Source organism: Dyadobacter sp. CY323 (assembly GCF_021390245.1).
Lineage (GTDB): Bacteria > Bacteroidota > Bacteroidia > Cytophagales > Spirosomataceae > Dyadobacter.
Genome location: NZ_JAJUXH010000011.1, coordinates 91471 through 114709 on the forward strand (window position 1 = coordinate 91471; position 23239 = coordinate 114709).

Annotated in this window: 11 protein-coding genes; 2 read left to right on the forward strand and 9 right to left on the reverse strand. The window is 45.3% G+C overall.

All coding sequences use genetic code 11. The annotated features are described in order from the left end of the window. Window positions 1-129 precede the first annotated feature (129 nt). On the forward strand, window positions 130-918 hold the full coding sequence (locus LZG72_RS17140) for an SDR family oxidoreductase (protein WP_233875273.1): 789 nt from the start codon (window positions 130-132) through the stop codon (window positions 916-918). 14 nt (window positions 919-932) lie between these two features. On the opposite strand, the gene LZG72_RS17145 is transcribed toward LZG72_RS17140, so the two are convergent. Genes LZG72_RS17145 through LZG72_RS17165 form a run of 5 tightly spaced genes read right to left on the reverse strand, consistent with a single transcriptional unit; the run spans window position 933 to window position 12874 of the window. Then, window positions 933-4289 carry a VCBS repeat-containing protein gene (locus tag LZG72_RS17145; RefSeq protein ID WP_233875277.1) on the reverse strand — a complete coding sequence of 1119 codons (3357 nt, stop codon included), beginning with the start codon at window positions 4287-4289 and terminating at the stop codon, window positions 933-935. A 14-nt stretch (window positions 4290-4303) separates the two neighbouring features. Further along, window positions 4304-7645, reverse strand: coding sequence for a VCBS repeat-containing protein (locus LZG72_RS17150; RefSeq protein ID WP_233875280.1), 3342 nt, complete (start codon window positions 7643-7645; stop codon window positions 4304-4306). Next, window positions 7642-8271 (reverse strand): hypothetical protein, encoded by a 630-nt coding sequence (locus LZG72_RS17155; RefSeq protein ID WP_233875282.1) that lies wholly within the window; start codon window positions 8269-8271, stop codon window positions 7642-7644. The genes LZG72_RS17150 and LZG72_RS17155 overlap by 4 nt, the downstream gene beginning before the upstream one ends. Before the next feature lie 34 nt (window positions 8272-8305). Beyond that, window positions 8306-9796 carry a RagB/SusD family nutrient uptake outer membrane protein gene (locus LZG72_RS17160; protein ID WP_233875285.1) on the reverse strand — a complete coding sequence of 497 codons (1491 nt, stop codon included), beginning with the start codon at window positions 9794-9796 and terminating at the stop codon, window positions 8306-8308. An 18-nt stretch (window positions 9797-9814) separates the two neighbouring features. After that, window positions 9815-12874, reverse strand: a complete 3060-nt coding sequence (locus LZG72_RS17165) for a TonB-dependent receptor (protein ID WP_233875287.1) — start codon at window positions 12872-12874, stop codon at window positions 9815-9817. Window positions 12875-13295: 421 nt separating this feature from the next. On the opposite strand from LZG72_RS17165, the gene LZG72_RS17170 reads away from it, so the two are divergent. Beyond that, window positions 13296-16271, forward strand: a complete 2976-nt coding sequence (locus LZG72_RS17170) for an FAD-binding and (Fe-S)-binding domain-containing protein (protein ID WP_233875290.1) — start codon at window positions 13296-13298, stop codon at window positions 16269-16271. On the opposite strand, the gene LZG72_RS17175 is transcribed toward LZG72_RS17170, so the two are convergent. The 4 genes from LZG72_RS17175 to LZG72_RS17190 form a co-directional block, all read right to left on the reverse strand. Further along, entirely contained in the window at window positions 16249-16668 is a 420-nt protein-coding gene (locus LZG72_RS17175) for an NAD(P)-dependent oxidoreductase (RefSeq protein WP_233875293.1), read from the reverse strand. The genes LZG72_RS17170 and LZG72_RS17175 overlap by 23 nt on opposite strands. 259 nt (window positions 16669-16927) lie before the next feature. After that, window positions 16928-19672, reverse strand: a complete 2745-nt coding sequence (locus tag LZG72_RS17180) for a DUF5686 and carboxypeptidase regulatory-like domain-containing protein (protein WP_233875296.1) — start codon at window positions 19670-19672, stop codon at window positions 16928-16930. A gap of 77 nt (window positions 19673-19749) precedes the next feature. Further along, a complete protein-coding gene (locus tag LZG72_RS17185; protein ID WP_233875298.1) occupies window positions 19750-21675 on the reverse strand; it encodes an AAA domain-containing protein in 1926 nt (641 codons plus the stop codon). A gap of 15 nt (window positions 21676-21690) precedes the next feature. Next, on the reverse strand, window positions 21691-22920 hold the full coding sequence (locus LZG72_RS17190; RefSeq protein WP_233875300.1) for a multidrug effflux MFS transporter: 1230 nt from the start codon (window positions 22918-22920) through the stop codon (window positions 21691-21693). Between the last annotated feature and the right edge of the window lie 319 nt (window positions 22921-23239).

Genomic DNA, 23239 nt, shown 5'->3' on the forward strand with positions numbered 1-23239 from the left:
CACGCCCGCTAGGCACCCGACTAGCGTCACCCCCGAAAAATAAATCGCAAAGATAGCCGAAAAATGAGCGAAGTTTGAATAAGATATATCGAAATAATAAGCCTACATTGATTATAAAAAGTTAAACTCATGAACCTTAACCTGACCGGAAAAACAGCCCTCGTGTGCGGCAGCACGCAGGGTATCGGCCTCGCATCCGCAGTAGAACTCGCATTGCTCGGGGCTAACGTCACACTAATGGCACGAAATGAAGAAAAATTGCGCGAAGCAGTGGAAACACTGGATACTTCCGCCGGCCAGCTCCATCGCTACGTAGTCGCCGACTTTGCGGACACGCAGCAAGTCAAAAACGAGATCGAAAATTACCTGCGGCTTTGCCCTGATGTGCATATCCTCGTCAACAACACCGGCGGACCGAGCGGCGGACCTATTATCGAGGCGGAAACCGAACAGTTTCTCAAAACCTTTCAAATGCATGTGATCAACTATCAGATCCTTGCGCAGGCTGTGGTGCCATCCATGAAAAAAGCGGGATATGGCCGCATCGTGAACATCATCAGCACTTCCGTAAAGCAGCCGATCGTTAATCTGGGTGTTTCAAATACCATCCGCGGGGCTGTGGCGAGCTGGTCCAAAACACTGTCGCTGGAACTGGGGCAATATGGCATTACCTGTAACAATGTACTGCCTGGCTTCACCGAAACGTCCCGGCTGGATGCTGTTCTGGATATGCGCAGCAAAATGTCCGGCAAATCACCCGAAGAAGTTTCGGCGCAAATGAAAGAAAGCATTCCGATCAGGCGATTTACAACCGCTGATGAAACCGGCGCCGCAGTCGCGTTTCTTTGCAGCCCCGCCGCCGGAAGTATTAATGGAGTAAATCTGCCCGTGGATGGCGGGAAAACGGACAGTATGTAGTTTCGTACTGTAACTTATTTCTGCCGGCTGATCACGACAAGCTTATCGTCGTTCCGGGCGGCGATAATGGCCTCGCCGCTTTTTAGCTTGATCTTTTTCAGCTTTTTCACTTCGCCTTTTACCTGCAATCCGTTCATAGAAGTCGGCAGGAAATTACAGTTTCCCTGATTGATCAGAACTGTACCGAAATCCGCGTCATACCTTCCCATTTGAATGTTACAGTTGTAAAAATTGCCCATAATCAGTACGTCAGGCAGCTTATCGCCATTTGCGTCGATGATTTGCGCGTCATAAAATGAAGTCCATTGTGCTTTGAACCCGAGCGGTTTCAGGTTAAAATTACCTTTGCCGTCATTCACCAGCATGGCGTTTTGGAAATAGTCCGCCGACAGTATTTGCGCATCCTTCAATTTATCTTCGCCAACAATATCAGCGGTACTCGCTTGGGCAAATTGCGTCGCATAAATGTATCTCTTCCGGATCGCCGGAATCTGTTTTTCCATTTCCAATTTGGTTGGAAAAAGCACTTCTTCCCCATTCAGAAAGTAGGTTAGCAGTGGCTCTTTTCGTCCATTCCCATCATAATCATTGATATACATGTTGACCGGCTGCTCCGCATTTGCTTTCAGCCGGCTATTTAATCCGAGATTCCCGGCAAGAATATCGAGATCTCCGTCGCCATCAAAATCATAAGGCATCGCAAAATTCCACCAGCCTTTTTGATCGGTCAGCATTTTTTTCGTGAACGACTTCCCATTATTCTGCAACATACAAATGCCGTCCCATTCCAATGCAAGCAACAGATCATTGTCGCCATCCCTATCCAGATCAGTCAGTTCCGCGCTTTTTACATATCCAATCGACGAGATTTCTTTTGCATATTGCTCCGTCACATCCGTGAACTTGCCCGTCCCGTCATTCTTCAACAAATAAGACTTCGGAACTTCGCCATAATTGAGCGGAACTGCTCTTCCGCCGATGAAAAGATCGGGATTGCCGTCGCCGGTAAAATCCAAAGGTACCACGCAGGATGCAGTCATATAAATGTTTGAAAATGCATCCGTTTTGGCAGTCAGATTCCCTTTTCCATCGTTGAGGTAAATCCGCGGCATTTGGTACTCCGAGTTGTTGCTGTACTCATTTCCGCCCGTCGCCACCACCAGGTCCGGATAGCCATCTTTGTTGACATCCACCCATTCCGCATCAATTTCCTCATACGTACTGTCTGTAACCAGTGCCGGTTGAATGGATTCCCGGAACGTTCCGGCCGTCGTTTGCAAAAACAAGTGATTCCGCATTTTCTTGGAAGAACCTACGAACACATCTTCCAGTCCGTCGCCGTTAATATCCGCAATCGCGAGAGCCGGCCCGTCGGCAGTAACTTCAAACGGGATCAACGAGTTACGGTCGAATTCGATGAAATTATTCTCTTCGTGGCGAACATTCAAGCCCAGTTTTGCAGCAATATCTTCAAACTTATATCCTTTATCTTCCCGTTTTTGCCTGAATGCATTGTAATCAAAAAGAGGCAGATTTTCTGTGTATGTTAATGCTAATGAATCTATTAGCTCCGAAGATTTCAGGACCTGATAGCGATTGTCCGGCCAGATTACAACCATTGAATCCACCTCGGACTTATGCCCCAAACCTAGGTGCAACGGAATCTCCATACTCGACTGAAAACCCCGGACCGGAAATTTCTCAAAACTCAGCACCTTATCCTTTTTGAAAACCAGGCATTTAGTACCGATTGCATTCAGATTCCCTTTTTCACCTTTGAGATAGAGTTTAGAAAAATCACTTTTGGCAGCTTTTTTCTCACTCAGGTTTTCATATACAAATGCTTTCTCATTGATATTATTTGTCACAATATCCAGATCGCCATCATTATCCAGATCCGCATACACCGAGCCATTTGAATACGAAACCTGATCATTATGTATACCTCCATTTAAATCTTTAAATGCCAGATCTCCCTGATTTGAGAAGAATTTGTTGAGTAGTTTAATTTCCGGCAGTTTATCTGCGAGGCCGGGATCGTTTTCGTCAAAATTCTTATTCTTGATCTTTTCCTGCACCACATCGTCGGACACAAACTTGATGTAATCCGTATCATTCATCCTTTTTGGGATGCCGTTTGAAATGAAAAGATCCTTCAAACCGTCGTTGTCAAAATCGGTAAAAAGCGCCGCCCAGGACCAGTCCGTTGCGTGCACGCCCGAATACATTCCGATCTCGCTAAAAGTCCCATTCCCGTTATTATACTGAAGATTATTCCGGGCAAACTGATAGTTATAACCTTGCCGGATCTTATACTTAAAAATGCTGTAAACATCCTCCCCTTCCGATTTTTTGAGGATTTCATAATCCGACGGCAACATATCCAGCGAGACGATTTCCGGGAAAATATCATTGTTGAGATCGCCGATGTCCACACCCATCGAAAACTGGCTGGTATGCATCAACGACGAATCCGTCTGATCGCTGAATGTGCCATTTTTTTGATTGATATAGAGGTAATCATTTTCATGAAAGTCATTTCCGATATACATATCCGGGTAGCCATCGAAATTGATGTCGCCCACTCCAAGTCCCAATCCGTAACCAATTGCAGAACTGTGAATGCCCGCTGTTTTCGTGATTTCCTCGTATTTACCAGCCTCGTTTCTGAAAAGCTTGTCGCCTGCCAGCGGGTGAAACGTATTGTCGAACAACGATCTGCGGCCAAAAGTACCGTTTTGGTGCACCGAGTGATTGAGCTGGAACATATCGAGATCACCATCCAGGTCAAAATCAAAAAACAGCGCCTGCGTACCGAAAACGACCAGGTCTAAACCATATTCTTTCGATTTTTCAGCATAAACCGGGATCCCGTCTTTTGTGATTTCCTGACAAATAAAAAGCAGGTTATGACCTTTCATCGCGTCGAAATTACCAACCTGACTAATGTAAATGTCCAGCATCCCATCCTGATTGATATCCACAACCGAAATACCGGTTGACCAGCCTTTTGCACCCGTGAAATGTGACTTTTCAGTAATGTCTTCGAACTTCATTCCGGATTTATTCAGATAAACCTTGTTCGGTTCCTGATTGGCCGAAAATACAAGGTCTACCAATCCGTCATTATTCAGATCCCCGGCTCCCACACCTCCCCCATTATAAAAATACATGTAGTAGAAAATGTTGAAATCTTTGGTCGGTTTCAACGTATTGGAGAAATCAATGCCCGTTTTTTCGGAAGTCAGCAAATCAAACTGGTACTCCTGCAAATCCTTTTCCCGGGAACAGGAAGAACCGGCGTAGCAAAGGATCAGAAGCAAAGAAAGCCGGATCAGTTTATCGGAGAATAATGAAATAGTTGCAGGCAAAATAATATGACTTTTTATAACTTATTGATTTTAAACAATGTTGGAGCCGCATTGTTGATGAGATTAATGAGGTAAGGCGTTCCCTGAATGGCGATCGGGCTGATCTGCTTCACCTCGCCATCGACGGCATACCCGCTTTGATTGCTCAGTAATACATCAAATTGCAGGTTCCCTTTGTTAATCAGCACATTACCCTGGCAAGCATCCAAACTTCCGAACTGCGGAATGTAGTATGAAAAATTCCCTCCCACGACCAGGTCCGGCTTTCCGTCTTTATTTACATCAATGCTTTCAATTGCATTCAAACAAGAAATCTGGGCCATTTCAGGCAAAGGTTTTATTGTAAAATGACCTTTTCCATCATTCACCGCAATCGCCGATCGGATGTAAGTAACGGTTTTATGAACTGCATTTTTCAATAAATCCTCCGGGAAAAGATCCTGGACGCTCAGTTTCGCATATTCCGAATGCTTAATGCTCTTTTTCTTTAAAAATGGGAACTGTGTTGTCAGCTCCCGTTTCAGCAAAACCGGCAGATCTTTGGTATCGACTGTTTTGGAGATCACTTTTTCAATGGTCCCATTCTTATTAAAATCGTTGATCCAAAGTTTTAACGGTGCATCCGCAGATGCTTTCAATGCGAAATTCTCTCCGATATTCCCTAAAACAATGTCCTGGTCGCCGTCACCGTCCATATCGGCCACTTTCATACAGCCCCAAAATCCTTGGTACGCTTCTAATCCGGATGTCATTTTTTCAAATTTCCCTGCATTATATTTAAAAATACAAGGTGCCATCCAGTCGCCCGTAACGATCAGTTCTTTGCTTTTATCTCCATTCACGTCAGCCCAAAAAGCATCTCTTACCATTCCCAATCCGGTCAGCTGTGGCGCAATGCTTTTGCCGACTTCTTTAAAGGTCCCGGCGCCGTCGTTTTGATATAAATAGCTTCTCGGACTTGAACCATATTCTTTTGGAACACTTCTGCTTCCTACAAACAAATCCAGATCGCCATCGCCATCGTAATCATTGGCAACGATTACGGCGGTGTTCATCCCATTTGGCGGCAACGCTTTCCGGTTCAACTCAAAATTCCCCTTTCCATCATTTAAGTAAAGTCTGGTCGGCAAATCCGGACTTGATTTCAATGTTTCATTACCACCGCTGCCTACTACCAGATCCAGATCTCCGTCACCGTCTGCATCGATAAAAGTTGCCGCGGTATCCTCAAAGCCAGCCAGATCCGAGAATGCCTTTTGCGCCGGTTTCACAAACCCATTTCCTTTTTGCAGGTACAGTTGACTTCCCTGATCTTTGGCACCGCAGATAAATACATCGTCTTTCCCATCCCCATTCACATCCCCGATCGCTGCTTTCGGCCCTTCCCGGGACAGCATAACCGGGATGTTGCGCTCATTATAAAAATCCTCGTATTTGTTTTCCTTATGTGCCTCAAAACCTCCAACTGTGGCCGTGGAAAGCAGAAAGTTGCTTTTTGGCAAAGCAGGAGCAAATTCCCTGGTCGCATTCTTTGCGGAAAAGCTCAGCGTGGTATCTGCTTTAATGCGTGGCTGACTTGTTACTTTACGGTTTGGCCAGGTAATGTGTATCGAGTCGATTTCGTTAATTTTTCCCAGACCAATCGTAATCGGGTATTCCGTACTGGACTGAAAGCCCCGAGCCGGATTGAGTTGCTTGCTAAAAACCTCATTACCCGCATAAACTTCTATTTTCGAGCCAATTGCATAGGTATTCATACCTTCCCCGACCAGCTTGAATTTAATGTAATGGTTTTTATCCTTCTGTAAATCAGACTTATTCTTATAAACAAAACAAGGCTGATTGACATTATTTACTACTAAATCCAGATCACCATCATTGTCAAGATCGGCGTAGGCAGCACCGTTTGAAAAGGATTTTGTACCAAAACCAAATTCCTGCGCACGTTCCTTAAAATGCAGATCACCTTCATTATGAAAGAAATTGTTGGCAATTGGTGTCGATGGCATCCGGTCAATGATGTTCTGCATGTTTTGCTTTTCGCCCGACATCACCATTTTCTGGGTGACCTCATTAGCAAAAAAGTCGATAAAGTCCTGATCCAGAATGTCGTGAAAAATCCCGTTGCTCACATAAATATCCGTTTTGCCATCATTGTCCGCATCGAACATCAATGCGCCCCAACTCCAGTCGCTCGCCGAAACACCGGAATAATTGGCAATCTCACTGAAAGTACCATCCTGATTATTCAGCTGCAGACTATTCTGCATGTATTGGTTGTAAAAACCTTTTTCTTTTTTGAGATTAAATAGATAATGGTTTTCAAAAGAAGTCGTGGTTTTGTAGCGGTATTCGTCCCGGGGAAGCATGTCAGTGACGAAAAGTTCGGGAAAACCATCATTGTTAATGTCGGCCATATCTGCGCCCATTGACGCCAAACTGGTGTGTTTTATGCGCTTCTCCAGTTCCTCCGAGAAGGTCCCATCCTTTTGGTTGATGTATAAATAATCCTTTTCGTAAAAATCGTTGCTGATGTAGATGTCGGGATACTGGTCGCCGTTGATATCCCCCACTGTAATCCCGAGCCCAAACCCGATCAGACTCCCATAAATACCGGCCTCTTCACTGACATCGGTAAACTTCCCGCCATCGTTGCGCAGCAGCTTGGCGCCTCCGCCTTTCAGAAAATCTTTAACCGGCCAGTCTTTTGCACGCAAATTCCGGTCATTTGCGTAATTCAGGGTGTTAACGGGAATAAAGCTGTTGTTCAGCACGTAGCAATCCAGATCTCCATCCAGATCGTAGTCCAGAAATGCGGCGTGGGTAGTATATCCACTCTCATCGAGACCGTATTTTTTAGCGGATTCGGTAAAAGTAAGGTCGCCATTATTGATATAAAGCGTATTACCTTGTTTTTTGACAAACTTCTGATAACCCGCATTACACACATAAATATCCAGCAGATTATCACCATTCACATCGACCATTACCACTCCGGTACTCCATCTCGAAGATTCCGCGACGCCGGCTTTTGAGGTGATATCTTCAAACTTCCAGTTGCCTTTGTTCAGGTATAACTTACTGTCGCCCATGTTGGCAGTGAAGAAAATATCCTGCAATCCGTCATTATTAATGTCGCCGATCGCCACGCCGCCGCCATTGTAGAAATTTCGGTAATTAAAAATATTGACGTCTTCCCGGTCTTCAACCTTGTTAACAAAGTCAATTCCGGTTTCCGAGGCATCCAGTTCTTCAAATAAAGTAGCTTCGTTGTCGGCTTTATTGCAGGAAAAAAGCGAAAGAACAGTTATAACACTGAAGATAACCCTGGCAAAAAAAGTAAATCTGATTGTCATTTATCTAGCTTATTGGAACCGAAAATCTCGTCCTCGGTGATACTTGTCCACGTAATTGCAGGCATTTTGCAAACGATTAATCCGTCTGCGGTAAGATACTTTTCAGGTTGTTGAAAATCACTGTATTTCCCAACCTTACCTGTGATTTTGAAAACAATTCTGTCCCTGGCAAAAGAAACGGCCTCGATCTTCCCATCCGTCATCATATAACCTTCCCCGATCAGATTTTCTTTATCAATGAGTTTGCCAAGTTTCAGACTTGCATTGAACATATTGCTTGTCGAAACTTCCTTAACGATCGGCTGCTGGTACCATTTTTCTCCACCCAGATTCAGCATGGTCCTTCCTTCAAACTGATCCACCAGAACAAGGCTTAACATCTGATCGGTAAAGGTCATTTGCCCCGTGAATAGGCTTTGAGCCGGATAAAATTCCTTTCCGTCAATGCGCATGATCACCTTTGTCTGGTTTTCTTTAAGTTCACTGAGGATCTGTTTTATGTTCTCTTCCGAGCCTTTATTCCCGGTACAACCGAAATCCAGAAAAGCCATTAAAACCAATAAATAAACACTAAACCGCAACAACATCATTTCAGATACTATAAAAAACAAAGATGCCCGAAACATCGGACATCTTTGAAAAAGTATACAACTAATTTTATTAATAACCGGGATTCTGAACAAGGTTTGCATTGGAAACCAATGCGGCAGAAGGAATTGGATAAAGTACCGTGTGAGGATCTTTCACAGCCGTTCCGGCACCCGTCGTAAATTTGCCAAAACGCACCTCGGTAGTTCTTTTTCCACCTTCCCAGTAAAGTTCACGTCCGTTTTCAGCGAACAAGCTCTCTTCATTCAGAGTAGCCAGGGCAGATGCACCACGCACAGTTCTGAGGCCATTTATCTGAGCAAGTGCACCGGCAGCATTTCCGCCTCTCAGCAATGCCTCAGCTTTCATCAAATAAGCTTCTGCATAACGCATCAGAATGTACTTCCCTGAATTCGCCGGGTGGTATTTAATTACGCGGATACCTTTGTCGGTAGCGGCACCAGCCAAAGGCACATCTTTTGTAAATTGTAGCGGTCTTTGTGTCCTGGTATCTACGATCTGAGCACCTTTATCGTTGAACTGTTGTCCGATAAGAAACCCGGTTCCGATACCTGAATATTGCGATCCGTCTTTCTTCGCGGGAGCTCCGATACGTGTATCTTTTGCCTCGAATGTGTCATAAAAATCAGCTAGGGTAGCGAAGCCGTTCCATCCCGATGGGTTCTGATCGTAGTGAAGTGTCATGAACCAGCGGTTTTGAGCTGTACCTTCCAATACTACGAAGATAGGTTCTGTTTTAGCAGCGGCTGAGAAAGCAGTGAAGTAGTCTTTTTCAAGCGCATACCCATCGGCAGTGATCGCATCTACATAAGCCACCACTTTATCCATATCTGCCTTGTCGAAAGTATAAGGCCCTTCCGCAGCAGCACTTTTGTAAACAGCTTTGTTAAGATACAGTTTGGCAAGCAGGAAGTTAGCAGCCGCTTTGCTGGCAGTTCCATTTGTTACGGAAGGACCTGCTTTTGGTAATGCAGGAAGTGCTTCTTCCAAATCTTTTACGATATAGTCGAATGCTTCTGAGCGTGTCAAGACTCGTGGTAGTTCGATAGCGGTTTGGGTTACTTCCCTGAAAGGTACAGCACCCCAATAATCCATTACCCAATACATATTGTAAGCACGAAGAAATTGAGCTTCCGCTTTCTGCGCCGCAGTAGGATTGGAAGCAATAATCTCTGTCGAACGGTAGGCTCTCTGGTTCAACGCATTCCATGCACTCAGAATGTAAGAGTGGGAAGCATCCCATGTATGGGCGTCCAATGTACGCCACACCCCATTGTCACCCCAGTCAACACCTCGCGTCGGAGGGATCATTTCAGCAGTAGTATGCTCCCCCAGGGCATAAATACCTGCCTGATCAGAGTACGTCGACAGATCCTTGTAAGCAGAGGCTAACGCTTCTTTGACATTAATAGGAGCAAAGCCACCATCCGCGTCCTTACTAAGCTCCGAATCCTTTTCCTCATTGACAAGGTCTGTACAAGCGGACAAAACCGAAATGCTTATACAGAGAATAAATATCTTATAAAGTTTGTAAGTTTTCATTTTACCAATTTTAGACTATTAAAATGAGACATTAAAGCCGACTGTCCAAGTTCTTGCCCGTGGGTAAGAAGTGTAATCAATTCCAAAAGATGGAATGTCATTCATTTGCTTGTTAGTACTTACTTCCGGATCCTGTCCACTATATTTTGTTATTGTAAGTAAATTTTGTCCTGAAACAAAAACTCGGGCATTGCTCAGAACTTTATTACTCTTCATGGGGACACGATATCCCAGAGAAAAATTTTGCAATCTAACAAAATCACCTTTTTCCAAAAACCGCGTAGAGACGTCAGGAGCAAATAGCGGATCCTCGCCATTACCAATAACATTTTTAGTAACATTCCTGCCATTTTGAAAAGACCCCTGGGTAAAGAAAGCATTCGCCGTGTTGGAGTAAATATAATTGCCAAATACACCGTTGAAGAAAACGCTTAAATCGAAATTTCCGTATTTAAGGTTATTTGTTAAACCCGCGTTAACCTTAGGCAATGGACTTTTTCCTACAAATTGCTGGATGTCCCCATTCGGATATATAGGTTTTCCGCTATCGTCAAATCCAGCGAATTCCCGCACAAAATAAGCAAATAAAGGCTGACCCGCTTCCAATTGTTGCGCGAAGGCACCCGATAACCCTTGTCCGTTAATTTCGCCAGTTTGATAACTACCCGTTAGATTCTTAACCATATTTTTATTGTAGGATGCATTTACCAATACTTCCCACGAAAATTTCTTTCCATCCACTACTATAGCATTTAGAGCAAGCTCAATGCCTCGGTTTTGAATATCGGTATCCAGGTTACGGTATGTAAACGGGTTTGGCGCTGGCTGAGCAGAAACAACTTTGAATAACAGATCCTTGGTGCTTTTACTGTAAACGTCGATAGTACCGCCAAGTCGTCCCTTCAAAATTGAAAAATCCAATCCTAAATTAAAGGCTGCTGTCGATTCCCACTTAAGGTCTGCATTATTATACGCGACTGCGCCTGAACCACCGCCGGATATGTTTGTACCAGTATCATTAATAGTATAATCTCCGTAGCGATCCCTCCTATCGTAGAGATTGTGAGGAATTGCCTGGTTTCCTGTAACACCATAACCAACACGCAGCGAAAGATCGGTAAATACAGTTTTGGGAATAAATTCTTCTTCAACCAATTTCCATTTGAATGCTCCCGATGGGAAGTAACCGTATTTGTTGTTCCCCCCGAATTTAGAAGATCCATCCACACGCAATGTACCGGTAAACAAATACTTGCTACCAAAACCTAAATTAACCCGACCGAAATAGGATTGCAGCTCATCTTTGGTATAGCTCGAATTCTGGATTACAGAACCTACTGTTGCGACGGCGGTTTCATCTTTCGGAGTTACTGTCCCGGCAACGCCCAGGTTGTTGACCATTAGATCCAGATCACTTGTTCTAAAACGGGTAGCAGTTACGTTTTTAGTGCCGTACTCAAAGCTTTGGTAAGAATAACCCAGTAAAGCATTTAATGACACGTTGCCGATTTCTTTATCATAGGTAAAGTAGTTTTCCCAAAGTTGGTTGTTGGTTTCTACATCACGGATGTAAACGCGGCCAAGGTCACGGATACCAGTTACATAAAGATCTCTTGAATAAGCTTGTTTTCTGGAAGACATCGATTTATCAAAACCAAGGACAGTTTTGAATTTCAACCCTTTGATAATTTCAAGCTCAGCATTGATGTTACCCAGTGCGCGAAGTGTATTGTTTTTGTCTCTGGACAAATTGACAAACGCAGCCGGGTTTGGCTCCGAATTGGTAACCTGATTGTACACGCCCGGCGCAGAGAATACGGCTCTGGTTGGATTAGCTTTCAGGATACTACCCATCAAATCACCTTCAAAACCAATATTTTCAGAGATAGGAACGCCTGTATCTTGAGTATTGGCAAAGTTCAGGTTGCTTCCGATTGTCAGTTTATCCCCGATGAACTTTTTCTGTCCGGAGAAACCAACACTATAACGTTTTACATTGGACGTCTGCACAATACCATCCTGATTCAAATAACCCAAAGAGAAACGATAGTTACCAGAAGCGTCACCGCCGCCATAGGAAAGGTTATGCTGTTGCGTCTTAGCTGTTCTGAACAAAACGTCCTGCCAGTCTGTATCAGCGCCCTGATCTTGTCCACCTGCCGCCTTGTACTCCTGAGCATTCAACAAATCATACTTTTTGGTAATGTTGCTGATACCGAAAGAATAGCCATAATCCAATGTCCCTTTTCCTCTACCTCTTTTGGTAGTGATCAGAACAACACCATTGGCACCCCTCGAACCATAGATAGCGGTTGCAGAAGCATCTTTCAGTATGTCCATGCTTTGAATATCATCCGGGTTCAGGAAGTTGAGCGGGTTTTTGGCCGGCTGGCGACCTACACCCTGGTTATCACCGCCTGATGAAGTATTATCCCCGCTCAAAGGAACACCGTCAATTACAAATAACGGGTTGTTTCCACCAAGAACGGACGATGTACCACGGATACGCACGTTAATTCCACCGCCAGGCTCACCACTTTGCTGGGTGATCTGGACACCGGCCACACGGCCCTGCATCAGCTGTTCGGGAGACGTTACGATACCTTTCTGGAAGTCTTTGGAACCCAGCGCCGAAACCGCACCGGTTGCATCTTTCTTTTTTACGGTTCCATATCCCACCACCACCACTTCTTCCAGGGCTTTCACATCCTCGGAAAGGGATACATCCAAAACTGTATTGTTTCCAACAGGCATGTCTTTAGTAACATAACCAATGGCACTGAAACTCAATGTGGTATTAGCGGGAACAGTGATCTGGTAGTTTCCCTGGACATCGGTATTGGTTCCACGGGTACTTCCTTTTACGGTTACCGTTACGCCGGGAAGGCCTTCCGATTTGGAGTCTGTCACCTTTCCGGCGACGTTAACTTCCTGCGCGAATACAAATGTGACTTGAAGCATCGCAAAGAGAACTGTTAACAGTCCCATTTTGCGAATAGACGGACTTTTCCCCGCGCGGGCAACCGGCGCGTCCGGAAAATGATGTTGACGAAGTGAACGATTGGATAAATTCATCATAGGTTAGATAATATTATTAGGTCAATGCTCGCCATTTTTGTATCATTTTAACATTCTGAAAAAATTCGGCTAAAAACGGCACTAAAACTGTTCAAATGCGCTTTATACTGAATTTATGACAGATTAAGTTGAAATTTAACATGATGACTTACGCAAAATAATATAAAATAACCATATAATGCAATATGAGGTTACTAAAATTGGTACATTAAAATCAATTTAATTTCATATTGTTTCCAGGTTTCAGGGTAGAGTTCAAATTGGATATTTGAGAAGTACAAAAGCGGATACTTATATGGTGCAATTCACGTATGCAAATCCCTGACAGTCAAAACAAGTCATAGTTATCTCACTTTTTTATTGGCAATCCTTTCGCGTTGTCTGTAACTTTGAATCTCGAAATTCTCCAGTTAATTATATTATGACATCGCTGTCCCCAGTATCAGAAACCGACCTCCATTCACTCGCAAAAAATCTGGAAGGTGACTTGTTTTACGATAACACCATGAGGACGTTATATGCTACGGATGCATCCGCTTACCGCGAAATGCCTTTGGCCGTGGCAATCCCGAAGTCCGAAAAAGATCTCAAAACCCTCATTTCTTACGCGACCGAAAAACATATTTCACTTATTCCGAGGACAGCAGGAACATCGCTGGCGGGTCAGGTGGTAGGTAACGGTATAGTAGTAGACGTTTCAAAAAACTTCACCAGGATCCTCGAAATCAATGCGGAGGAAAAATGGGTGAGGGTGCAGCCCGGCGTCGTGCGCGATGAGCTGAATATGGCTTTGAAACCGTACGGATTATATTTCGGGCCCGAGACTTCGACTGCAAACCGCGCGATGATCGGGGGAATGGTTGGGAACAACTCCTGCGGCTCAAACTCCATTGTTTACGGAAGCACAAGAGAACATACTCTTGAAGTAAAAGCCATTCTTGCCGATGGATCTGACGCGGAATTTAAAAGTCTGGACGAGTCAAATTTTCAAGATCTGCTATCCCGGGCGGCAAAGCTGAATGGCAGCGCTACTTTGCTTGACAGGATTTATTTGAAAACGAATGAAATCCTGCACTCTCCTGAAAATCAGAAGGAAATAAGAAGAAATTTCCCGAAACCATCCGTCGAAAGACGTAATACCGGCTATGCGCTGGATATGTTGCTCAATTCGGCGCCTTTTAATGCTGAAAATGAAGGAGGAAAGCCATTCAATATGTGCAGCCTCATTGCCGGCTCGGAAGGTACACTTTGTTTTCTGACCGAAATAAAATTAAATCTCGTCCCGCTTCCTCCTAAAACGCAGGGATTGGTTTGTGTGCATTGTGACACGATCGACGAGGCATTACGGGCAACGGTACTAACATTAAAATACGGCCCGCAAGCAGTGGAGCTGATCGACGAATACGTTCTGGAATGCGCCACAACCAATGCAGAACAAAAGAAAAATGCATTTTTTGTAAAAAATAAACCCGACGGAACGTTCCCGGCGATCCTGGTGGTAGACCTTTCGCGGGAAACAAAAGAAGAAGTTGAGTCACTGGCCGCCACACTTGAAAATGAATTAAAAGAGGCGGGGATCGGCTTCCATTATCCCTTGCTTTTTGGAGATGATACCAAGAAAATCTGGACCCTCAGAAAGGCGGGCCTGGGATTGCTGGCCAATATTCCCGGCGATGAAAAAGCGGTAGCAGTAATTGAAGACACGGCAATCGACGTTTACGACCAACCGGAATACATCCGCGATTTCAATGAGATCCTGAAAAAACACGGAATGTCGGCGGTACATTATGCGCATGCCGGATCAGGCGAGCTGCATTTGAGGCCCATTATTAATCTTAAAACCGTAGAAGGCCACCGCCAATTCAGGATGATTGCGGAAGAGATCGCCGATCTGGTAAAAAAATACGATGGTTCGCTTTCCGGGGAACATGGCGACGGCAGGTTGCGGGGCGAGTTCATCCCCAAAATGGTGGGCGAGCACAACTACCGGTTGTTTAAAGAAATCAAGAAAACCTGGGACCCGCATAACATCTTTAATCCGGGGAAAATCGTGGATACGGCGCCGATGGATACATTTCTTCGCTACGAAGCCGATCAGAAAACGCCCGAGTTTAAAACTTATTTCCGTTTCCACGACCAGGATATTCTCCAACACGCGGAGCAATGCAATGGGTCGGGCGATTGCCGGAAGACGCAAATGAGCGGGGGTACCATGTGCCCGAGCTTCATGGCGACGCGGAATGAAAAGGATACCACGCGTGCCCGCGCCAACATTCTGCGTGAAATGCTGACCCGTTCGACAAAGGAAAACAGGTTTGATAATCATGAAATAAAGGAAGTGTACGATTTGTGCCTGGCTTGCAAGGGCTGCAAAGGTGAGTGCCCGTCCAACGTCGATGTCGCGAAACTTAAAATGGAGTTCTTGCAGCAATATCACGATGTTCATGGCGTCCCGCTGCGGTCATGGCTGGTTGGGAATTTTTCCAGAATGACAGGGATTGCGAGTTACGTTCCCTGGGCTTATAATCTGATCTTCAAAAATGCGCCACTCCGCAGACTTGCGAACTCGGTAGTCGGATTTCACCCGGATCGCACGATGCCGCTTTTGCATACCACCACATTGAAAAAGTGGTATGATCAGCGAAAGAAAGGAGCATTGAAGTCCGAGCGGAAAGTATATCTGTTTTGTGATGAATTTACCAATTACAATGATGTTGAAATCGGTAAAAAGTCTGTTTTGACACTTGAAAAACTTGGTTATGAAGTCATTATTCCAGATCACGCACCGTCTGGTCGCCCCCAGCTTTCGAAGGGTCTTTTGAAGGATGCAAAAAAAATCGCGGAAGAAAATATCCGTTTGCTGAAAGATATCGTTTCACACCACTCGCCGCTGGTAGGCATCGAACCTTCGGCTATCCTCACTTTCCGTGACGAATATCCGGACCTGGTGAGTGATGAACTGGTGGAAGAAGCGAAAAAGCTGGCACAGAATGCCTTGCAATTTGATGAATTCATCTCCCGGGAAATCGAATTGAAAAATATTTCGAAAGATCAGTTTACCAAAGAGAAACGATTGATCAAATTGCATGGACATTGCCAGCAAAAGGCCATTTCCAGCATGATACCTACTAAAAAAATGCTTTCGCTTCCCGAGAACTATACGGTACAGCTCATCCCGTCGGGATGCTGCGGCATGGCCGGTTCGTTTGGATATGAAAAGGAGCATTATGACATTTCGATGCAAATTGGCGAGCTGGTACTTTTCCCCGCGGTTCGCCAGCAACCCGAAGAAGTGATCATCGCAGCCCCGGGGACCAGCTGCCGCCATCAGATCCACGACGGTACGGGACGTAAGGCAATGCATCCGGCGGAAATTATTTGGGATGCGTTGATATAAAGGGCGTAGCTTTCTGCGTTTCCGGACTTTTCCGATCAAACGGCGTATCGATATTAAGTCCAGCCAAAAGAATATAGCGAATAGACGTAGAACTACCGGACTGATTTTCAATGCCATGAAGTATGTTTTCCGTCGCAACGCTGGCTACAAGCGGCTCACCTTTTCGCTGTCCAACTGTACTGACTACTGCGTCGCAACCATTCAGTAAAATGGTCACCACTTCTGTATCCAGTACATCGCCTTTGATAATCTCAATAAGTGGATTTGAAAATGGAAAAGATTCGGGGTGCCGGAGGAGTAATCGGATATGATATCCTTTTTCAAGCAACTGATCTACAATATATTGACCCGTGCGGCCACCGCCACCGATGACGGCTATTTTTTGGATTTGTTTCATTTCTCTCTGTTAAATATTGGATACGATTAATTAACCGTGACGTTTGACAAGGAGTATGCAGACTGATTCGTCTGCATTTGGATCGGATATTTTAGTAAGAGATTTGAATGAGATAAAGATAAATATTTCAAACGCATTTATAAATACCTCGCAAAAAATGCATTCTTGCGAATTAGTAGACTCACGAGCCAGCTTCCGGAAACCGCAACGAAAAAAGAGATCATTGAGAAGTTGATTTTTTATTAATCTATACCTAATCTCAATTCCTCCCAATATTAATATTCATCGTAGTCCCGATCCGGAAAGCGGTTTGCTTGTACTTGTAACCTTCAAAGCTGTTCACAACTTCAATGCGGAATGGGAAGCGGATTCCTACGTCGAGGCCGTAGCCGAGCTCGGTGTAGTTGTCTGAGGCCGGCGTTGCCAGGTAATGCAGGAAAAAGTTTTCCTTGATCCCCATGATCCGGAACCAGGTGATTTGGGTTAATAAAAATTTGCGGAACTCACTCAGGACGTGCGCCTCGAAAAACTCCTGGGATGTACTGTATTTATAGTAATCCAGCATCCGAAATGTACTAACCGGGTCGCCGAACTGGAAGAAGAACTGGTTGCCCGCGAAATGCTGGAAGTCCGGAAAACGAACGTTACGGTCATTCAGGAATTTCCCGGCCGCCAGTTTGTACCGCAACTTGCTCCGCACGCCGGTTTCAAAACCATGCTGAATGCCAATTTGAACAAAATCATAATCGACATTACTCCCAAACGCCTTGTTGATGCCTTTTCGGTAATTAACAGAGAGTTCGGGAGAATCGTCCTCGTAAAAGGTCGTTTTGCCGCTTTTGATCTTGTACTTCTGCCAAGGTTTATATGAACCAGCCAAGCCCAGTGTGAATGCGTTGTGAGGCTGCATTTCATAAGAAACTGCCCCGCTTTCGTCCGTTAACTCTGCATTTAATGGAATGTTGGACGTGTATACCCGCCGGTCCCAGTCAATCAGGCTATATGGCTCTGTGTCACGCACATTGCGCAATGCACGCCGGTCGGCATATTCTATGTTGGCTTTAAACTCGAAATGCTCGTTCTCACGATCGGTTTTAAAGTCCAGACGGATGAAATCCTTTTCGTAAACCTTAACAAAGTTTTGTTCAAGAAATAATGTGGTGAACGAATTCAATAATGGATGCATCGGATTTTCACTGTTGAATTGGGAAACGGTACTTCCGCCGATCAGATTTAATTTGTTCCGTTTCCAGCCATAATCAATTCCGCCTGTGCCGAGCAGCTTTTGCCTGGCGAATGAATATCGCGTCAACGCATTGATTGACAGATCCTGACGTTTTCTTGTCTCGCCATTTTCCTTTTTACCACCGCCACCATAATGCAATTTCAACCCGCCGCCATTCAGTACAATCCCTTCTACCGTGTTCACCTGGGCGCCGTAAATCGGACTTACATAATCCAGGCGCCACGGACTTTTTTTACCAAACCCAAAACTATGACCGGTGAATACATCCCCGAAAAATCCGAAGAAACCTCCCCCACTCTTTCCATTCTTTTTGGTAGTATCCGACTTGCTGGCCTGCCTGCCTTCATTTTGCGGCTTATTTTCCTGAACAACAATAATGCTGTCGAGCCGGGTATAACTTTTCACCTCGGCGGTCGTGAGCGGAACGGTTCGAATGGAATCCCAAAATGCCATCGTGCGTTTGCTCGCCATGGTATCCACAACCGTCGAATCGTTCCTGGTGAAGTTCAGATCAATGTCTTCTCCCTTTTCTTCTTTGGCTTTCAGATCCTGCTTTTCGTACTCTTTCATCAGTTTACGCAGGTTCTTCGCCGAAAACTCCTTTTGCTTGCTGACGACTTCTTCCAGTTTCTGCGTTTTGATTTCTCTGCTTGAAAGCTTCACTTTCTTAGCCTCTTCTTTTTCCCGTTTACCATCCACAACCACGATATCCGGTGCGAATGTCGGGTTGATTTTAATGCTGGAAAACGACTGTGAGATCACAAAATCCCCTTTTCCTTTCAACCCATAAATGCCTCCCGCGACGTGAAATTGCTGATTAATGGGCATCCAAACTCCCTGAACCGGGCTGTAAACCTGTTTGATATCAATCGTAAAACCGGTATTCACCGTCTGCAGATCCAGACTGTAAATGCTCCATTCTCCCTCGATAATGTGAATAGTACCACGGTAAACGCCCTCGCCATAAGATCTCGGCGTCACTTTTATTTTGTTTACCTCAATCCCATTCTCCCGAAAAGCTCCCTGATACTCAAACTTATAATAAGCAAATGCGCGCGGGGACAATGGAGAAACGGCTTTCACCACTTCGGGCTGATAAAAGCTGGTGAGCAAATATGCATTCGGGTTCGCAAAATCTTTATCCTGACTGTTCCGGGCGGCGATTACCTTTTGTTTGTAAAAATTAGGCTGCCGAAAAGTCACTTCAGTAACACTTTCATTCAAGATCGGAACGCCTTTTTTGAAGTTCGTCTCCTGCTCAACTTCCTTCAATTGTTTTTTATACAAAAACTCCATCGGCAGGTCGGTAATCACCACGGAGGATTTGGAATACGCTTTCGCTACATAACTATCTACCTGCAACAAATGGTAGCGACTCTTGGCGATCGCGCGCCGCATAATGGTATAAGCCGGATCTTCGTCTTTGCTGCCAATGCGTACCTCTCCCAGGTTCAGCGCCTGCTCTTCCATTGTGAGGTCGAACGTTTCCATTTTGTTCTCGATGGTAAAAGCCTTCATCCCGGTTTTAAAACCCAGATATTGGAAGATCACCTCATGATAACCGGGCTTCAGATCGAGCTGATATTTCCCCTCCTCATTGGAAATAGTACTGATTTCCGTGCCTTTTACAACGATCGCGGCAAATGGTAGCGGCTCGCCTTTTGTGGTTTTAATGGTCCCTTTTACGCCGGTTTGAGAAAAAGCCTGACTGGTAAAAATCAGAGAAAAAAGCAGGAACAGAACGTAGCGTTTGCGCATAAATGTCAGGTGAGTTGTCTTCAAGATGCATTTAAATATAAAGCGGTTGCATTGAAAACAAAACCTTCGGGCAAAAACTAACTCTCCACAAACTCCCAGGCACTCTGATACGCATTCAGATTTTCGGCGTAAGTGATAAAATCCGAGTAAAACTGAAGTTGTGAAAGTGTGGCGCTGTCGCCGATCACGACCAGTTTTTTCTTCGCCCGGGTCATCGCCACGTTCATTCTGCGGATGTCGGATAAAAACCCGATCTCGCCTTCCGGGTTGCTGCGCGTCATACTAATGTAAACCACGTCGCGTTCCTGGCCCTGAAAACTGTCGATGGTATTGACCGATATTTTACCCAAAAAAGGTTGTAATACCGGCGAATGCTGCAACTGGTCTTTCAGAACGCCGATCTGCTGTTTGTATGGGGAAATGACCGCGATGGTTGGGAAATTGTTCGGGTTGTTCGGGATTGTGGGATTTGCCTCTGTGTATGCCGTAACCAATTGGGTCAAATGCTTGAACAAAAATGCCGCTTCCTCCGGGTTTGTGGAACTGGTACCTTCCAGTTTTTCATCAAATCCGCAACCCGCCGTGTCTATAAAAGTCAGTGGCATATCTCCTTCGAATAAGGTACGGTTTGCCACCGAAGCATGCGCTTTTAGTTTGTTCTGATAAAACTCTTTGGAAGAAAAACCCATGATCGCCTCATTCATCCGGTATTGTTCTTCCAGCAAAACAACGGATTCGGGGTGCAGCTCCGCGCATTTTTCGAGCAGTGTTTTACTTAACCCGCTCCTCGCAGCTTCGGTGGATTTGATGGTCGGTGCGAGTTGAAAATGATCGCCGGCAAGTACCACTTTTTCAGCTTTCAAAATAGGGATCCAGCAAGCCGGCTCCAGCGCCTGGCCCGCCTCGTCGATGAAAACGGTGCCGTAACTGAGGTTTCTGACGGTATAATGATTGGACCCCACCAGCGTCGCGGTGATTACCTGCGCTTTTCCGAGCACGTCTTCACTCACGTATTGCTCCATTTGTCCCACATCCTTCATAATGCGGTGCGCCTCGTCGAAAAGTGCTTTTCGCTGGTCGCGCTCGGCTTTTCCAAACTGGCGTTTATACTTATGCGCCATGTTTTTGTATTCCGATGCCTGTTTTTTCAAAGCTTTCACTTCTTTGATACCTGGATGTGCAGACATTTTGCTATCGAGAGTCAGCGACATCAATCGTTCCGAAACCCGCACCGGATTACCCACGCGGACCACATTTAAGCCTTCTTCACTCAACTTCTCACTCAACAGATCCACCGCCGTGTTACTCGGAGCAACAACGAGAATGGGCTTATGATCTCTTTGAGCTAATGCTTTGATCGCCTGAACGACTGTGGTTGTTTTTCCGGTCCCGGGTGGGCCATGGACAATGGCTAGTTCGTTGGCTGACAAAATTTTATGGAGTGCCTCGTTTTGAGAAGCATTCAGTTTTGGATTTTCCTGTTGTGCTAAACGCTCATGAAAAGTCGGTGCTTTTTCACCTGTTAATACACTTACCAAGAGTCCGTCTTTCTCATTGTCCGACAATGCAGAGGCAGCTTTCAATGCATTCTGCATTTCGTCGTAACTGTTGTCGTCGAAAAGCAGATCAATGCCAAGTTTTCCATCACGCGACCATTCGGGAAGTTCGTCGGTACGTAATGTAATTTTCAGCCGGTTACCACTTTGATGCGAAATGATCCCTTCGACCCGGTCATTTTTTGCATCGTGATTACTAAATAAAACTGCGGGTACGCCAAAGCGGAGCTGGTGGGGAATATCCTGATGCGTCGTCCGCTCCACTTCCACCGCCAGGTATTCGCCACGCGTCATTTCATTCCCGCGGATCGCGATCGGGTACCACGACAATCCATTCGCGCGTCGCTCGGAAACGGAAGACATTTCGGTTAACCGAATGTAAGACTGCCGGTCTTCTTCCCGCTCAACTTTCAGTAAATCAAGTAGTTTTTTAAAATAATCACTCATTATAAAACCTTAAAATCAATGTATCATTCCGGCGTCTGCGCCTTCCTGCACTTCCACTTTTTCTGTAATAAACCGCCGGCCGACCAAAAGGATCGTCAGCGCAACAGAAGCCGAAATCGCCATTGAACCGACCATGGGCACAACCGATGGGACTTCAAACAAACTGATCGCGATCGAGATCAATGTCCCCGCGCCCATTTGAAATGCGCCCATTAATGCCGACGCACTCCCTGCATTTTTCGTAAATGGCGCCAGCGATAGTGCAGCCGCATTCGGGAACGTGTAGCCGACGCAGCAAAGAAAAAAGAACAGAAAAGCAATGGTGGTCGGTAATGTAAGCAGTCCATTCAGCGCGGCGGCCAGAAAGGTAAACGCAATGATCACCTGGCAGATCAATGCGATATTGACCACCTGCTCGCTTGTGTATTTCCTCAAAAACAAGGTATTAAGCTGACTTGAACCAATAAATCCGATCGATAGAAAAGCGAAAATCCAGCCATATACTTTTTCATCCGTGTGAAAAACTTCCATGAATACCAGCGGTGACCCTGAAACGTAAGCAAACAATCCGGAAAACGCGACGGCTCCGGTTAATGAATAGGTAAAAAACTGCGGGTTTCGCACCACTGCGATGAAATTCTCAATGATCGGTTTGGGCTTCAAAGACATGGTTTTGTCCGGCTTATAACTGTCCGGCAGCCAAAGCACGGTTGCAGCCAATATTGCTACCCCCATTGCAGCCAGGATCCAAAACACAGTATGCCAGCCAAATGCCGCAGTAACATATCCACCAACGGTCGGCGCGATCATGGGGGAAACGCCAACTACCAAGAGAAGGAGTGAAAATACTTTCGCGCTTTCGCTCACCGGAAACAGGTCACGCACCATCGCCACCGAGGCGACCGTAGCTGCACAACTTCCGATCGCCTGGATAACCCGCATTACGATCAAACCTTCAATACTTGTAGTGACGGCGCAACCGATTGACGCGATGATATATACACTAAGTCCGATAAACAATGGCTTTTTACGCCCAAACCGGTCGAGTAACGGACCATACAGAAGCTGGCCGAACGAAATTCCGATAAAGAATCCGGACAATGAAAGTGAGACTTTGGCAGCTGTGGTGTGAAGGTCTTTTGCGATCGCAGGAAAACCCGGCAGGTACATATCAATTGAAAAAGGGCCGAGTGCGGTGAGACTTCCTAAGATCAGGATTAAAAAGAAATACGTTTTTCTGGACATTGAATATTTATGGTGTGGAAACCGGATAACGTGGATATATCCGGCCGGGTTCGGCCGAGCCGCAATATTCACGATTATTTGATGTAGCTATAAAACAAACAAGGCGCCGGTTTCGCCGACGCCTTCTTCCATTTTCCACGGAAACAGATAATTTCGTGTGATCGTCTATGCGACCCAGCCTATGCGACCCAATCCAATTTGCTATAAACTTCTCTTTCGGTTTCACTAACCGCGTATGGGACTTTGTTTTTAAGATAAATAATGCATCCACGTCCCTTCTTAATCGGCGCTATTTTCACTACGTCCTCTCTGTGAATGA

Excerpts from the sequence above, each read along its gene's own strand:
- LZG72_RS17140 (WP_233875273.1), top strand. The coding sequence starts at position 130 with ATGAACCTTAACCTGACCGGAAAAACAGCCCTCGTGTGCGGCAGCACG.
- LZG72_RS17150 (WP_233875280.1), bottom strand. The coding sequence starts at position 7,645 with ATGACAATCAGATTTACTTTTTTTGCCAGGGTTATCTTCAGTGTTATA.
- LZG72_RS17155 (WP_233875282.1), bottom strand. The coding sequence starts at position 8,271 with ATGTTTCGGGCATCTTTGTTTTTTATAGTATCTGAAATGATGTTGTTG.
- LZG72_RS17160 (WP_233875285.1), bottom strand. The coding sequence starts at position 9,796 with ATGAAAACTTACAAACTTTATAAGATATTTATTCTCTGTATAAGCATT.
- LZG72_RS17165 (WP_233875287.1), bottom strand. The coding sequence starts at position 12,874 with ATGATGAATTTATCCAATCGTTCACTTCGTCAACATCATTTTCCGGAC.
- LZG72_RS17170 (WP_233875290.1), top strand. The coding sequence starts at position 13,296 with ATGACATCGCTGTCCCCAGTATCAGAAACCGACCTCCATTCACTCGCA.
- LZG72_RS17175 (WP_233875293.1), bottom strand. The coding sequence starts at position 16,668 with ATGAAACAAATCCAAAAAATAGCCGTCATCGGTGGCGGTGGCCGCACG.
- LZG72_RS17180 (WP_233875296.1), bottom strand. The coding sequence starts at position 19,672 with ATGCGCAAACGCTACGTTCTGTTCCTGCTTTTTTCTCTGATTTTTACC.
- LZG72_RS17185 (WP_233875298.1), bottom strand. The coding sequence starts at position 21,675 with ATGAGTGATTATTTTAAAAAACTACTTGATTTACTGAAAGTTGAGCGG.
- LZG72_RS17190 (WP_233875300.1), bottom strand. The coding sequence starts at position 22,920 with ATGTCCAGAAAAACGTATTTCTTTTTAATCCTGATCTTAGGAAGTCTC.